The 14,465-nt window shown below is 61.2% G+C and carries 16 protein-coding genes; 8 read left to right on the forward strand and 8 right to left on the reverse strand.

Features of this window, described 5'->3' with window-relative positions; all coding sequences use genetic code 11:
• The first annotated feature begins 112 nt into the window (after positions 1-112).
• Both PDMSB3_RS16275 and PDMSB3_RS16280 read left to right on the forward strand, forming a co-directional pair.
• Entirely contained in the window at positions 113-823 is a 711-nt protein-coding gene (locus PDMSB3_RS16275; RefSeq protein ID WP_165186962.1) for a pseudouridine synthase, read from the forward strand.
• A 167-nt stretch (positions 824-990) separates the two neighbouring features.
• Positions 991-1,179 carry a hypothetical protein gene (locus PDMSB3_RS16280; protein ID WP_007180644.1) on the forward strand — a complete coding sequence of 63 codons (189 nt, stop codon included), beginning with the start codon at positions 991-993 and terminating at the stop codon, positions 1,177-1,179.
• A gap of 127 nt (positions 1,180-1,306) precedes the next feature.
• Here the strand turns inward: PDMSB3_RS16280 and PDMSB3_RS16285 are convergent, their stop codons facing one another.
• A complete protein-coding gene (locus tag PDMSB3_RS16285; RefSeq protein WP_165186964.1) occupies positions 1,307-2,332 on the reverse strand; it encodes an NAD-dependent epimerase/dehydratase family protein in 1,026 nt (341 codons plus the stop codon).
• 95 nt (positions 2,333-2,427) lie between these two features.
• On the opposite strand from PDMSB3_RS16285, the gene PDMSB3_RS16290 reads away from it, so the two are divergent.
• The 3 genes from PDMSB3_RS16290 to PDMSB3_RS16300 all read left to right on the forward strand — a co-directional run bounded on the left by PDMSB3_RS16290 (position 2,428) and on the right by PDMSB3_RS16300 (position 5,602).
• Positions 2,428-3,459, forward strand: coding sequence for a CDP-6-deoxy-delta-3,4-glucoseen reductase (locus PDMSB3_RS16290; protein ID WP_007180642.1), 1,032 nt, complete (start codon positions 2,428-2,430; stop codon positions 3,457-3,459).
• 466 nt (positions 3,460-3,925) lie between these two features.
• Positions 3,926-5,110, forward strand: coding sequence for an acetylornithine transaminase (locus PDMSB3_RS16295; RefSeq protein WP_007180641.1), 1,185 nt, complete (start codon positions 3,926-3,928; stop codon positions 5,108-5,110).
• An 18-nt stretch (positions 5,111-5,128) separates the two neighbouring features.
• Positions 5,129-5,602 carry a GNAT family acetyltransferase gene (locus PDMSB3_RS16300; protein ID WP_007180640.1) on the forward strand — a complete coding sequence of 158 codons (474 nt, stop codon included), beginning with the start codon at positions 5,129-5,131 and terminating at the stop codon, positions 5,600-5,602.
• Between the two features lie 82 nt (positions 5,603-5,684).
• Here PDMSB3_RS16300 and PDMSB3_RS16305 read toward each other — a convergent pair whose 3' ends face one another.
• The 7 genes from PDMSB3_RS16305 to PDMSB3_RS16335 all read right to left on the reverse strand — a co-directional run bounded on the left by PDMSB3_RS16305 (position 5,685) and on the right by PDMSB3_RS16335 (position 12,720).
• On the reverse strand, positions 5,685-6,401 hold the full coding sequence (locus PDMSB3_RS16305; RefSeq protein ID WP_165186966.1) for an ABC transporter ATP-binding protein: 717 nt from the start codon (positions 6,399-6,401) through the stop codon (positions 5,685-5,687).
• Positions 6,401-7,174 carry an ABC transporter ATP-binding protein gene (locus PDMSB3_RS16310; protein ID WP_007180638.1) on the reverse strand — a complete coding sequence of 258 codons (774 nt, stop codon included), beginning with the start codon at positions 7,172-7,174 and terminating at the stop codon, positions 6,401-6,403. Before PDMSB3_RS16310 ends, PDMSB3_RS16305 begins: the two co-directional genes overlap by 1 nt.
• Before the next feature lie 18 nt (positions 7,175-7,192).
• Positions 7,193-8,362, reverse strand: a complete 1,170-nt coding sequence (locus PDMSB3_RS16315) for a branched-chain amino acid ABC transporter permease (RefSeq protein WP_007180637.1) — start codon at positions 8,360-8,362, stop codon at positions 7,193-7,195.
• An 18-nt stretch (positions 8,363-8,380) separates the two neighbouring features.
• Entirely contained in the window at positions 8,381-9,331 is a 951-nt protein-coding gene (locus PDMSB3_RS16320) for a branched-chain amino acid ABC transporter permease (RefSeq protein WP_007180636.1), read from the reverse strand.
• Between the two features lie 230 nt (positions 9,332-9,561).
• Positions 9,562-10,761 carry a branched-chain amino acid ABC transporter substrate-binding protein gene (locus PDMSB3_RS16325; RefSeq protein WP_007180635.1) on the reverse strand — a complete coding sequence of 400 codons (1,200 nt, stop codon included), beginning with the start codon at positions 10,759-10,761 and terminating at the stop codon, positions 9,562-9,564.
• Between the two features lie 541 nt (positions 10,762-11,302).
• Complete coding sequence (ispH, locus tag PDMSB3_RS16330) at positions 11,303-12,262, reverse strand: 4-hydroxy-3-methylbut-2-enyl diphosphate reductase (RefSeq protein ID WP_007180634.1); 960 nt, start codon at positions 12,260-12,262, stop codon at positions 11,303-11,305.
• Positions 12,263-12,264: 2 nt separating this feature from the next.
• On the reverse strand, positions 12,265-12,720 hold the full coding sequence (locus PDMSB3_RS16335; RefSeq protein ID WP_007180633.1) for an FKBP-type peptidyl-prolyl cis-trans isomerase: 456 nt from the start codon (positions 12,718-12,720) through the stop codon (positions 12,265-12,267).
• Between the two features lie 197 nt (positions 12,721-12,917).
• On the opposite strand from PDMSB3_RS16335, the gene radC reads away from it, so the two are divergent.
• The 3 genes from radC to rpmG all read left to right on the forward strand — a co-directional run bounded on the left by radC (position 12,918) and on the right by rpmG (position 14,332).
• Positions 12,918-13,679 carry a RadC family protein gene (radC, locus tag PDMSB3_RS16340; RefSeq protein WP_007180632.1) on the forward strand — a complete coding sequence of 254 codons (762 nt, stop codon included), beginning with the start codon at positions 12,918-12,920 and terminating at the stop codon, positions 13,677-13,679.
• A gap of 241 nt (positions 13,680-13,920) precedes the next feature.
• A complete protein-coding gene (gene rpmB / locus PDMSB3_RS16345) occupies positions 13,921-14,154 on the forward strand; it encodes a 50S ribosomal protein L28 (protein ID WP_007180631.1) in 234 nt (77 codons plus the stop codon).
• A gap of 10 nt (positions 14,155-14,164) precedes the next feature.
• Positions 14,165-14,332, forward strand: coding sequence for a 50S ribosomal protein L33 (gene rpmG, locus PDMSB3_RS16350; protein WP_007180630.1), 168 nt, complete (start codon positions 14,165-14,167; stop codon positions 14,330-14,332).
• Positions 14,333-14,465 lie beyond the last annotated feature (133 nt).

Below are 14,465 nucleotides of genomic sequence, written 5' to 3' on the forward strand. Positions count from 1 at the left end.
CATTTTCATTTTTGAGGGTTTTCACGGAGGCGCAGCGGATGAACGGATCGCAGTGGTCCGACTCGCGCCGCGGGGCGCGCTCCGCTTCTTGCGGTGTTATTCTTCGCTCGCCATGAATCTCGAAAGTATTCTCTTCACTCAAGGTTTCGGCTCGCGCCGTCAGTGCCGCGCGCTGATCGCCGACGCGCGCGTGAGCATCGGCGGCGCTGTCTGCACCGATGCCGACGCCGACTTCCCCACCGGCGACACCACGTTCTCCTTCACCGTGGACGGTGTAGTCTGGCCGTATCGCGAGCACGCCTATCTGCTTCTGAACAAGCCGGCGGGCTACGAATGTTCGCGCGACCCGCAGCATCACCTGAGCGTGTTCAGCCTGTTGCCGCCGCAGTTCGCCGAGCGCGGCGTGCAATGCGTGGGCCGGCTGGATCAGGACACCACCGGCCTGCTGCTCCTCTCCGACGACGGCAAGTTCGTTCACCTGTTCACTTCGCCGAAACGCAAAGTGCCCAAGGTGTATGTCGCCACTACGCGCCATCCGATCGACGACGTGCAATTGAGCGCACTGCACGACGGCGTGCTGCTGCATGGCGAGTCCAAACCGATTGCCGCAGTCAACGTAGAGGCGCGCGGCGACCACACGCTCGCACTCACCGTGATGGAGGGCAAGTATCACCAGGTCAAGCGGATGATCGCGGCAGCCGGCAACCGGTGCGAGGCGCTGCATCGCGAGCGGATAGGCGGTTTCGCTTTGCCCGGGGCGCTTGCACCAGGCGCATGGCAATGGCTCGACGAAACCCACCTCGGATCTCTACGGAGCGGGTAAACCGGTAGTGCCCCTTTAAGGCCTTGATGCAGCAGGAAAACGCATGCGCGGCTGCGCATACAGCGCGCATGGTCCCCGTCTGGGCGCTGCGTCGCAGCATGATCTTCCTTACACGTCGCCCTATACTCGCTTAAACAAAGACTACAAAGGGTTCAAGGAGGGGCGCCATGGTCATCCACGACAGTTTGCAGATCTCGTCCGTGATGGTTGCTTTTCTATGCCTCGGGCTAGTTCTGATTGGCGGATTGCTGGTCATGATGCGGCTGCGGCACAACTATCATCCGAACCTGATCGGCGCGTTGATCGGCGCGATGCTGTGCTTCGTGCTGCTGGAAGCATTGCCCGCGCTGACGTAGACCTCGCGAAGCCGCGCGACGCTGATGCAGTGGAGCGCCGGGGGAAAGGGATGGTCCGGGCAGTGCCCGGGGCGATGACTTTTTGCCGCGCTTTTCTTCGCTTTCACGCTTTCACGCTTTCACGCTTTCACGCTTTCACGCTTTCACGCAAAAAATCTTCGACGCTTGGGTAGCGCAAGCGCACGCTCAACTCCTGTTTGAGACGCCGGTTCAAAAGCCGTCTCGATTCGCGCATGAAAGACAGCAAGGTCGGCTCGATCTGCTGCTCCGCTTCGTCCCGCGTAATGCGCGGTGCACGCGGGAGTCCAAACGCATCGGCCACCTCGTCGAAGTACTCGCCCATTTTCAGCGACGAGTCGTCGGACGCGTGGACCACGCGCCCCGGCCGCCCGTGCGTGGCGAGCCGCACGAGGATCGCGGCCAGATCGTCGGCGTGAATGTGGTTGGTGTAGACGTCGTCGGCATCGATCAGGGCCGGTGTGCCTTTTTCGAGCCGCGCGAGCGGCAGACGGTTGCCCGCATAGATGCCCGGAATTCGCGCGATGCTGGCCGCCACACTGCCGCGCGCCGTCACGCGCCGCAATTGCCGCTCGGCCGAGACACGGCGCCTGGCGCGGGCGTTGGCCGGCTGCGTCACGCGTGTCTCGTCGATCCACGCGCCGCCGCAGTCGCCATAGACGCCCGTCGTGCTCGCGTACACGAGGCGCACGGGTGCGCGCGAACCGGCGGTCCGGCGCACCCCGTCGGGTACAATACCGGCTGTTTCAGATTCCGCCCACGAGGCGCGAACGCGGCGCAATCGCCCCACCGCCGCCACGGTGCCATGCGCGGCACGCAGCGCTGAAGCGCGGCGCGTGCCCAGCGTAGCGAGCAAGGCACGGGTACGGCGGTCGTCGTCGCCGGTTTTTTGCGGCGGCGCGAGGTGTAGCACCGTCGGCGCGAGGCCCGCGAGTCGTTTCAGGCTGCGGCGCACATCGAGATCGCCGACCAGCGGCGTGACGCCCGCAGCGCGCAATTCGGCGCTGCGCCCGGCATGACTGGTCAGCGCAAAGACATGCGCGCGCGGCTGCAGCAAAGGCACGCAGCGCATGCCGACGTCGCCGCAACCTACGATTAACACGCGCGGCCGGCGGAAGTTTCGTGTCGCTTTCATGGTGGACGCATTGTAGCCGTCAGGCGCGGCAAGTACCGCGCAGTGGATACGGCGAGTCCGATAACGATTACCGACTTTTCGAATTCGAACACTCTATGGCATTTAACGTCACGCTCCGGCAAAGCGGCCGGCAGTTTCAGGTGGAACAGGACGAACCGGTGCTGAGCGCCGCCTTGCGCCAGGGCATCGGCCTGCCGTACGGTTGCAAGAACGGCGCCTGCGGTTCATGCAAGGGCACTGTGATCAGCGGCGAAATCGAGCAGCGTGCACATTCTTCGTCGGCTCTGTCGAACGAGGAAAAAACGCGCGGCATGGCGCTCTTCTGCTGCGCGACCGCCTGCTCCGATCTCGAAGTGGACATCCGCGAGGTGGCCGGCGTCGGCGACGTGCAGGTCAAGAAACTGCCGTGCCGGGTGAACGCGATCGAGCGCAAGGCCGACGACGTCATCGTGCTGAAGCTGCAATTGCCGGCCAACGAGCGTCTGCAATATCTCGCCGGCCAGTACCTTGAATTCATTCTGAAAGATGGCAAGCGCCGCAGCTATTCCATGGCGAATGCGCCGCACACGGAAGGCCCGATCGAACTGCATATCCGTCACATGCCCGGCGGTGCCTTTACCGATCATGTGTTCAACACCATGAAAGAGCGCGACATCCTGCGCTTCGAAGCGCCGCTCGGCACGTTCTTCCTGCGTGAAGATTCGGACAAGCCGATCGTGCTGCTCGCGTCGGGTACGGGCTTCGCGCCGTTGAAGGCGATCATCGAGCACGCAGTGTTCAAGAACCTGAACCGGCCGATGACGCTGTACTGGGGTGCACGCCGCAAGAAAGATCTGTATCTGCTCGAACTCGCCGAGCAATGGGCGCGCGAGATTCCGAACTTCAAGTTCGTGCCGGTGTTGTCCGAGCCGGATGCGGGCGACGCATGGACAGGCCGCGTCGGCTTCGTGCATCGTGCGGTGCTCGAAGACTTGCCCGACCTGTCGGCCTACCAGGTGTATGCGTGCGGCGCACCGGTGATGGTGGAGTCGGCGCAGCGCGATTTCACGCAGCATCATGGACTGCCGGAAGACGAGTTCTACGCGGATTCGTTCACGAGCGCAGCGGATCTGGCGAACGCGGTTTGATGTTAGGGGGCGGACCCCCGGCTTCCTGATTCAGAATGGGCGCTCGGTGGAGCGCCCATTTGCATTTTCAGCGGCCGTTCTTCGTGACCTGCCCTGCCCGTCGGACCAACGGTTTGAACCAGCGCCGTCACATTTTAGTCAGCCGGACCTCTCATAATCGGCAAGCAGCATGGCTTTGCACGACGGAAAAAATATCCGTCCAACGCAAATTCATGGTTTACACCAGCGCTTTCCTTGTCGTATTCTTTCGCGCATGAACCGCATCCAGTCCGAACTTCGACGTCGCCGCTCGCCGCTTCCCTAGGGACGCCGCTGGCTTCGTCACGGATTCGCGCCACACAAAGGCGCAAGCTGTTCGAATCATGAAAGCCACGGCATGCCGTGGCTTTTCTGTTTTTTCGGCTCTTATTTTGTAGTTGGCCAAACTTCATCCACCCTTTACCCCCGTTGTCTGGAGCCTGCCGTCATGAATTTCAATGAGTATCCGATCGAGTCGCTGATGTACATCACGAACCGGCCCGAAATCGTTTTCACGCACGGCAAAGGCTCGTGGCTCTACGACAACAACGGCAAGCGATATCTGGACTTCATCCAGGGCTGGGCGGTCAACAGCCTCGGCCATTGCAACGACGGCATGATCGAAGCGCTGAACAAACAGGCGCAATTGCTGATCAACCCGTCGCCGGCCTTCTACAACGAGCCGATGGCGAAACTCGCCGGCCTGCTCACGCAACACAGCTGTTTCGACAAGGTGTTCTTCGCGAACAGCGGCGCCGAAGCCAACGAAGGCGCGATCAAGCTCGCGCGCAAGTGGGGCAAGAAGTTCAAGGACGGCGCGTTCGAGATCATCACGTTCGATCACAGCTTCCATGGCCGCACGCTGGCCACCATGTCGGCCAGCGGCAAGCCGGGCTGGGACACGATCTACGCACCGCAAGTGCCGGGCTTTCCGAAGGCGGACCTGAACGATATCGCGTCGGTGGAAAAACTCATCAATGCGAAGACCGTGGCCGTGATGCTCGAACCGATTCAGGGCGAAGGCGGCGTGATTCCCGCCACGCGCGAGTTCATGCAGCAACTGCGCGCGCTGACGAAAAAGCACAACCTGCTGCTGATCGTCGACGAAGTGCAAAGCGGCTGCGGCCGCGCGGGCACGCTGTTCGCGTACGAGCTGTCGGGCATCGAACCGGACATCATGACGCTCGGCAAGGGCATCGGCGGCGGCGTGCCGCTCGCGGCGCTGCTCTCGAAAGCGGCCGTCGCCGTGTTCGAAGCGGGCGACCAGGGCGGCACCTACAACGGCAATCCGCTGATGACGGCAGTCGGCTACTCGGTAATCTCGCAACTCACCGCGCCGGGCTTCCTCGAAAGCGTGCGCGCGCGCGGCGAGTATCTGCGCTCGAAACTGCTGGAGTTGTCGGAAGAACGCGGCTTCCTGGGCGAACGCGGTGAAGGCCTGTTGCGCGCGCTGCTGCTCGGCAAGGACATCGGCAACCAGATCGTCGAAAAGGCGCGCAACATGCAGCCTGACGGCCTGCTGCTGAACGCGGCGCGTCCGAACCTGCTGCGCTTCATGCCAGCGCTGAATGTGACCAACGAAGAAATCGACCAGATGATGGCGATGCTGCGTTCGATTCTCGACACGCTGTAATCGGACGGGACTGCGTGTATGACGTCGAGCGCAACGCTGTCGATCCGATGCTTCGAAGCGCGCGACACCGATGCCGTGGTCGCGCTGTGGCAGCAAGCCTTCCCGGAGTATCGGGACGTCACGAGGCCGCAGCGCAATCCGCATCTGTCGATCGCCAACAAGCTGGCGACGCAGCCGGAACTGTTCTTTGTCGCGGTACTCGGCGAGCGGATCGTCGGCACGGTGATGGGCGGCTACGACGGCCATCGCGGCTGGCTGTATTCGCTCGCGGTGGATGAATCGCTGCGTCGTCATGGAATCGGCACGCGGCTCGTCGCGCATGTCGAACGCGCGCTGACGGAGCGTGGCTGCCCGAAACTGAATCTGCAGGTATTGTCCGCGAAGGCCGACGTGCGCGCGTTTTACGAGGCGCTCGGTTATCGCGCCGACGCCGTGATCAGTCTCGGCAAGCGTCTGGGTGAATTGGCGGACCCGGTGGCAACGACCACCTAGACGCGCGCCTCGCCAAATAGAAAAAGGTCGCATGCGAAAACGCATGCGACCTTTTTTCATACGTATAGCAAACTAACCGGGTTCATTCACCCAGATACGCTGCCCGCACCTTCGGATCATCCAGCATCTGCTTCGCGTCACCCGACATCGTGACCAGACCCGAGTCCATCACGTAGCCACGATTCGCGGCCTGCAACGCGAGCCGCGCGTTCTGCTCGACCAGCAGCACGGTCATGCCTTCAGCCGAAATCGCCCGCACCACCTCGAAGATCTTCTCGACCATGATCGGCGACAGCCCCATCGACGGCTCGTCCAGCAGCAGCAACTTGGGACGCGAGATGATCGCGCGCGCCATCGCCAGCATCTGCTGTTCGCCGCCCGAGAGCGTGCCCGCGTATTGCGTCGCGCGCTCTTTCAAACGCGGGAAGAAGCCGAACATGCGATCCACGTCCGCCTTGATGCCGTCCGTGTCGGTACGCAGATAGGCGCCCATCTGCATGTTCTCGATGATCGACATGCGCGCGAAAATACCGCGGCCTTCCGGCACCATCGCGAGACCGCGCTTGAGCAGCAGATGCGGCGGAATGCCCTTGATCGACTCGCCCATGTACTCGATGTCGCCGATCGTGTAAGGCTTCAGACCCGTGATCGCCTTCATCGTCGTGGTCTTGCCCGCGCCGTTCGCGCCGATCAGCGTGACCAGTTCGCCCTGCGCGACTTCGAGATCGATGCCCTTGACTGCCTGAATGCCGCCGTAATTGACCTGCAGGCTCTTGATTTTCAACATTGCCGTTGCCATTAGTGGACCCCCGCACCCAGATAAGCTTCGATCACCTTCGGATCCTTCTGCACGTCCTGCGGCAGACCCTGGGCAATCACCTTGCCGTAGTCGAGCACCGTCATCTGGTTGCACAGACCCATCACGAGTTTCACGTCGTGTTCGATCAGCAGGATCGTCTTGCCGTCAGAGCGGATCTTGTCGAGCAGCTTGGTCAGTTCGACCTTCTCCGTCGCGTTCATGCCGGCGGCCGGTTCGTCCAGCGCCAGCAGTTTCGGATCCGTTGCCAAAGCACGCGCAATTTCCAGCCGACGCTGGTGACCGTACGACAGATTGCGCGACGTGTAGTCCGCGTACTGCGCAATGCCGACGTACTCCAGCAGTTCGATCGCGCGCTCCTTGATCTCGCGCTCTTCCTTGCGCTCGGACGGTGTCTGGAACACCGCGCCGATCAAACCGTGCCTGGTGCGCACGTGACGGCCAACCATCACGTTTTCCAGCGCGGTCATGCCGCCAAAGAGGCGGATGTTCTGGAACGTACGCGCAATGCCCGCCTTCGCCACCTGATAAACAGCGGTCGGCGTGTACGGCGTGCCGTCGAGCTTGAATTCGCCCGAATCCGGCGTGTACAGGCCCGTGATCACGTTGAAGAAGGTGGTCTTGCCGGCGCCGTTCGGGCCGATCAGACCGTAAATCTGCCCGGCCTTGATCTCAAGACCGACATCGGACAGCGCCTGCAAACCGCCGAAGCGTTTGTTCACGCCTTTGACGGACAGTCGAATGTTATCGCTCATATTTATTCTCCGTGTCCGTTAGACCCGCACCGGCTTCTTGCCATTGCGCTTCGACAGTTTCGCAATCTTGTCTTCATGCTTGGGCGACGGCCACAAGCCTTCCGAGCGGTACAGCATGATCAGCACCATCGCGAGTGCGTAGACCAGCTGACGGATCACTTCCGTGTCGACGATTTCATGGCCGAAGATCATGTTCTGCAGCGGACCCATCGTCGAGCGCAGGAATTCCGGCAGCACGGCGAGCAGCACCGCGCCGAGAATCACGCCCGGGATGTGGCCCATACCGCCCAGCACCACGCACGCCAGCACCACGATCGATTCCGGCAGCGTGAACGATTCCGGCGACACGAAGCCCTGGAACGAGCCGAACATCGCGCCCGACAGACCGCCGAACGAAGCGCCCATCGCGAACGCCAGCAGCTTCACGTTGCGGGTGTTGATGCCCATTGCCTTGGCGGCGATTTCGTCTTCGCGGATCGCGGCCCACGCACGGCCGATACGCGAGTGCTGCAAACGCGTACACACCCAGATCACGACCAATGCGGCGATCACGAACAGGTAGTAGTACGAGTACACCGACGGGAACTGGAAACCGAACAGCGAGTGCGTCTGCGCCAGGCTGAAGTCGCCCAGGTGCACCGGGTCGATCGCCGTGATCCCCTTCGGGCCGTTGGTGATATTCACCGGACGGTCGAGGTTGTTCATGAAGATCCGCACGATTTCCCCGAAGCCCAACGTCACGATGGCGAGGTAGTCGCCACGCAGACGCAGCGTCGGCGCGCCGAGCAGCACGCCGAACAGCGCGGCTAGACCCATCGCGCACGGCACGATGATCAGGAACGGCACGTGCAGCCCGTTCGGCGCGAGGTGCGCAATCCACTCGAACTGCGTGGACAGGTGCGGCGAACTCAGCAGCGCTGCAACGTAGGCGCCCACCGCGTAGAACGCAATGTAGCCCAGGTCGAGCAGGCCGGCGAAGCCGACCACCACGTTGAGGCCGAGCGCGAGCATCACGTACAGCATCGCGAAGTCGAGCACGCGGACCCAGTAGTTGCCGCCCGCCGTGCCGATGATCATCGGCGCGGCGATCACGCAAATTGCGGTGATGATGCCGACCGTCAGCGTCTTGGTCAGGTTCTTTTCAGGGATGAGCGTCGTGGACGGCTCGATCGGTTGAATTGAGGTCATGTTTGCTTTCTCCCAGGATCAGGCGCGATCCGCCACGCGTTCGCCGAGCAGGCCCGACGGACGGAACACCAGCACGATGATCAGCACGATGAAGGCGAACACGTCCTGATAGTTACTACCGAACACACCGCCGGTGAGGTTGCCGATGTAGCCAGCGCCCAGCTGCTCGATCAGGCCGAGCAGCACGCCGCCCACCATCGCGCCGCCGAGATTGCCGATACCGCCGAGCACTGCTGCGGTAAAGGCCTTCAGGCCGGGGATGAAGCCCATATAGAAGTGTGCGTTGCCGTATTCCGATGCGATCATCACGCCGGCCAGAGCGGCAAGCGCCGAGCCGATCATGAAAGTCGCCGAGATCACGAAGTTCGGGTTCACGCCCATCAGCGACGCATTGCCCGGGTTCTCGGCGATGGCTCGCATCGCGCGGCCGAGCTTGGTTTTGTGCACGAGCAGCAGCAGGCCGCCCATCACGAGGAACGCCACCACGATGATCACGATTTCGGTCATCGAGATCACGGCTCCCGGCGTCGTGTCCGTGGCCTTGATCACGTTGAGCGGGTCGGTGGGCAACAGCTGCGGGAACGGCAGCGGATTGCGCGACCAGATCATCATGGCCAGCGTCTGCAGCAGGATCGACACACCGATCGCGGTGATCAGCGGGGCGAGACGCGGTGCTTTACGCAACGGCCGGTAAGCCACGCGCTCGATCGTGTAGCCGACAACCGCGCACACGATGGCCGCGATGATCAGCGCGATGACGAGCGTCGGCACATTGCCGAGGCCGGGGAAGTGGTTCTGCAGCACGCCTATGGCTGAGAGCGCGACCATCGCGCCCACCATCAACACATCGCCATGCGCGAAGTTGATGATGCCCAGAATGCCGTAAACCATCGTATAGCCCAGTGCGATGATGGCGTAAACGCTGCCAAGCACCAGCCCGTTGAGAACCTGCTGGATGAAAATATCCATTTAATGCTCCTTAGCCCGTGCGACTGGATTCGCGTTCTTCATCAGCCGGTGGGCGGTGATGCGGTACGCCAATCTCAACGGCACTGCGGGTACTGATGTAAAAGACCGGTAAGGGTTATCCGCTGCCGGTTCGCCTTGGCAACTGGATGACAGTCGCGGGCTCGCCTTGGGCGGATGCAAAAACGGCACCGTTGGGTGGTTTCGGTGCCGTCAGGCTGAACGTCCCGTCATCACATCTTCACGACGTCGAGGACCGCTTTTTTGCCGTCCTTGAAGTCGTAAAGCGTAATGGCGCCCTCTTTCAAATCACCCTTGTCGTCGAACGCGATGTGACCGATTACCCCGTTGTAATCGGTCGATGGCATCGCAGCCAGCACCTTGGGCGCCTCGATAGAATTAGCGCGCTTCATTGCATCGACAATCACGTACACAGCGTCATACGTGAACGGCGCGTAAATCTGCACCGGCGTGTGGAAGCGGTCCACGTACTTCTTCTCGAAGTCCGCTCCCTTGTCCATTTTCGAAAGCGCAAGTCCCGCCTCCGAACAGACCAGGTTTTGCACGGCGGTTCCCGCCAGCTCACCCACCTTGTCGGTACACACACCGTCGCCGCCAAGGATTTTTGCCCTGATACCGAGCGCCGCCGCCTGTTTGGTAAACGGCCCGCCCGTCGCGTCCATGCCGCCGAACATGATCACGTCCGGCTGAACACTTTTGATCTTTGTGAGGATGGCCCGGAAATCCGTGGCCCGGTCGTTCGTCGCTTCCCGCGCGACGATCTTCGCTCCGCTCGCCTCTACGGTCTTCGCGAATTCGTCCGCGAGCCCCTTACCGTAGGCGGTTGCATCGTCCACTATGGCGATGCGTTTGGCGCCCAACGCCTTCGTGGCGTAATCGGCGAGCGCCGGACCTTGTTGCGCGTCGGTGGCGACGACCCGGTAGGTCGTCTTGAAACCCTGCAGCGTGTACGCCGGATTCGTCGACGACGGCGAGATCTGCACGATGCTCGCATCGCTATAGATCTTCGAAGCCGGAATCGACACGCCCGAATTCAGGTGGCCGACCACCGCCACCACGTGATCGTCGACCAGCTTCTGCGCGACCGCCGTTCCCGTTTTCGGGTCCGCGGCATCGTCTTGCGCATCGAGCTCCAACTGGATCTTGTGGCCGTCGATGGTCAAACCCTGCGTATTGATTTCCTCGACTGCCAGACGCGCGCCGTTTTCGTTGTCCTTGCCCAGATGCGCAATACCGCCCGTCAAAGGGGCCGCATGACCGATCTTCACGATAGTCGCTTCACTCGCCGGTGCCGCTGCCGCCACAGCCGCAGATGCACCCGCTCCCGCCTCACCATCCTGTTTCTTGCCGCACGCGGTCAGCATCGCAACCGCGGCCGCGATGGACACGGCGTAAGCAAACTTGACTCGCATTAAATAGGTCTCCTGCGCCTTGCAAAATCTATTGTCCGGAGACCCTGAGGCCTTGAGAACGCGCGCATTGTAACTCCAATTTTGCGACGGGCAATATTGTTGAACCGCTGGGGTTTTCCTGCATTGCAACCTTATTTTGAGAGCGAAGACGATCAAAAGGCGCAACCGGGTTGCGCCTATTTTTCGTGCATCAGTTGCACCACCGTTGCACCCAATGGCATCAAGTGTTGCAGCGAATTTCCCGTGCGCCCGATTGCACCGGGGCTGGCGTTACGTATTACGTTTCTGCGGATATCGGGATATACGCACTATCTTAGTGCGTCAAAAAAACACGCAACCTGTTTAGCCCTCATTAAACGGGGACGTATCATGTTTAAATCTATAAAAACCCGCATCACAATTCAAAGAAATTTGTGTGAGAGGACACCAAAATTGGTCCCACGCGATGATCTGACACTTTATGTAGAGTGCAGTTGCCAGGCGGCGAACATAAAAAAAGCGCGCCCTCGGGCGCGCTTTTCTTTCAGCAGTCAGCGAATTGTCAGGCGGGCAGACCCAAACCGCGTGGCAGCGGAAACGCGATGTTTTCCTCGATGCCCTCTAGCGCGCGCACATTGCGCACGCCGAGTTCACGCAAACGGGCGATCACCGCCTGCGCCAGCACCTCCGGCGCCGAGGCGCCAGCCGTTACGCCGATGCGGCGCTTGCCCTCGACCCAGACCGCATCGATCTGATCGGGCGAGTCCACCATATAAGCAGGCACGCCGAGCTTCTCGGCCAACTCGCGCAGCCGGTTGGAGTTCGAGCTATTCGGGCTGCCGACCACGATCACGACGTCGCACTGCGGTGCCATGAACTTCACCGCGTCCTGGCGGTTTTGCGTGGCGTAGCAGATATCCTGCTTTTTCGGTTCGCGGATGGACGGGTATTTGGCCTTCAAGGCGGCAATGATCTGGGCAGCGTCGTCGACCGACAGGGTGGTTTGCGTGACGAACGCGATCCGCTCGGGGTCGGCCAACTGCAAGGCCTGCACGTCTTCGATGTCTTCCACCAGATGCATGCCCTCGCCCGCCTGGCCCATCGTGCCTTCGACTTCGGGATGGCCCTTGTGACCGATCATGACGATGTCGAAGCCGTCCTGGCGCATCTTCGCGACCTCGATATGCACCTTGGTCACGAGCGGACATGTGGCGTCGTACACGCGCAGCCCGCGAGTCTCGGCTTCGGAACGCACTGCCCTCGACACGCCGTGCGCGCTGAAAATAACCGTGTTGCCGGGCGGCACCTCTTCAAGCCGTTCGATGAAGATCGCCCCCTTCTTGCGCAGATCCTCGACCACGTACGCGTTATGGACGATTTCGTGACGCACGTAGATCGGCGAGCCGTGCAGCTTGATAGCCCGCTCTACGATCTCGATCGCCCGGTCGACACCGGCACAGAACCCGCGCGGCTGCGCCAGCAGGATCTCGGTTTCAGCAAGAGTCGTATCCATAATGCTCATGTTTACAGAATCCCGATGATTTTCACTTCAAACGCCAGCGCCTGGCCGGCAAGCGGGTGGTTGAAGTCGAACAGGGCCGACGTTTCACCGACTTCTTTCAGAACGCCGGCATAGCGGCCGCCACCCGGCGCGTTGAATTCGACCAGGTCGCCCGGAGAAAAATCCTCGCCGATCATGCTGTTTTCGCGCAGCGTGGCGAGCGATACGCGTTGGATCAATTCCGGATTACGGGGACCGAACGCCTGGCCGGACGCTAGCTGAAAGGTCGAATGGTGGCCGACCTTCAAACCCAGCAGAATATCTTCCAGCGGCGGCGCCAGCTGGCCGGCGCCGAGCAGCAGCGTGGCCGGCTTGTCGTTGAAGGTATTGATGACTTCGGCGCCATCGGCAAGGGAAAGCCGGTAGTGAAGCGTCACGTGTGAACCCGGTTTCACTTCGGAAATGTCGATGATGCTCATGCAATGCTCGCTCGGTCGAAGCGCGCTGCACGCGTGCGCCGCTGGCGCAGTCGACGCGTGTGGCAAACCGTCGGGGTGCCGTGCGCAAAGCGCCTATTGTAAGCCACATAGCGGGCGGCGGCTGTGTCCGTCGCGCGCATCGCCGCGCGGCCGCCGCATTGCCGCACCACCAACCCGAAGCGGAGGATCCTGTATATATGGCAGATCACGCCACCCCGATTGACGAAGCAAATCTTGAAACCGCCGCCCCCGACCTCGCGGCGCCTGATGCAGCGCCCACGCCACTCGTGCGAGGCAAATGGCTCAAAAACGACATGCCGCGCGAGCGGCTGATCGAACAGGGCGCCAGCGTGCTGTCGGATACCGAACTGATCGTGCTTATTCTAGGCTCGGGGCTGCCGGGCCACGACGTCTTCGATGTGGCGCGCGCGTTGCTCGAGCGCTTCGGCTCGCTGCGTGCGATGCTCGACGCAACCTACACGGATTTCGCCGACCTCCGCGGCATTGGCCCCGCGAAAAAGACCCAACTGCTCGCCATCATGGAGATGGCGCGGCGCTCGCTAGTCGATAAAATGCGCATGCGCTCGCTGATCAATTCGCCCGAGGCCGTAGAAAATTACCTTCGCCTACGGATCGGCGGGCGTCCACAGGAAATTTTTGTGTCGCTTTTCCTCGACGCCCGGCATCGGCTGATACGCTGCGAAGAAAGCGCACAGGGCACGCTCACGCGCATGGCGGTATATCCACGCGAGATCGTGCGGCGCGCGCTGAGTCTGAATGCAGCCAGTCTGATCGTCGCGCATAATCACCCGTCCGGCGCCGTCCAGCCGAGCGCGAGCGACTGTCGCCTGACTCATACGCTGCGCGACGCGCTCACCCTGATCGACGTGCAACTGGTCGATCATCTGGTGATCGGCACCGATAGCGTCTACTCCTTCGCCCGCGCCGGCTGGCCGTGACACGGCCCGAACACAGGTCGCGCAGGCGTTGTGCCGTGGCCGGCATCGCAAATAAGGTTTGATTTTGCGGCTTTTTTTCTGCTAGAATTCCGGTTTGCCTATTTCCAACCCCCTGTTCCGAAGCCACCAAGGCGTTCCGGAAAGGAAACGTGCCTGGAGTTGTGTCATCAGCTCAGCGCCGCTCTTTTCGGGAAACTTTCACGGCGTTCGAACTCAGAATTAGCGTATTAGGAGTGCTCTCATGGCACGCGTATGCCAAGTAACTGGGAAAGCGCCGATGAGCGGCAACAACGTTTCCCACGCGAACAACAAAACCAAGCGCCGGTTCCTGCCGAACCTGCAAAACCGCCGCATTTGGGTGGAAAGCGAAAACCGTTGGGTGCGTCTGCGCGTTTCGAACGCCGGCCTGCGCCTGATCGACAAGAACGGTATCGACGCTGTGCTCGCAGATCTGCGCGCACGCGGTGAAGCCTAAGGAGTAAATCATGGCGAAAGGCGCACGCGACAAGATCAAGCTGGAATCGACCGCAGGCACGGGTCACTTCTACACGACGACGAAGAACAAACGCAACATGCCGGAAAAGATGCTGATCAAGAAATTTGATCCGGTCGTCCGTAAGCACGTTGAGTACAAGGAAACCAAGATTAAGTAAATCTTGGCTCCTGCCTGACGAAGGCAAAGACATACAAAAAAAGCCTCGCATTCGTGCGGGGCTTTTTTGTTTTCGGCGCACGCCTCTTTATCTCTGTGTCGCTGCTTGTCCATGATTCGCCAGTCCGAATAGT

This window comes from Paraburkholderia dioscoreae, from assembly GCF_902459535.1.
GTDB lineage: Bacteria > Pseudomonadota > Gammaproteobacteria > Burkholderiales > Burkholderiaceae > Paraburkholderia > Paraburkholderia dioscoreae.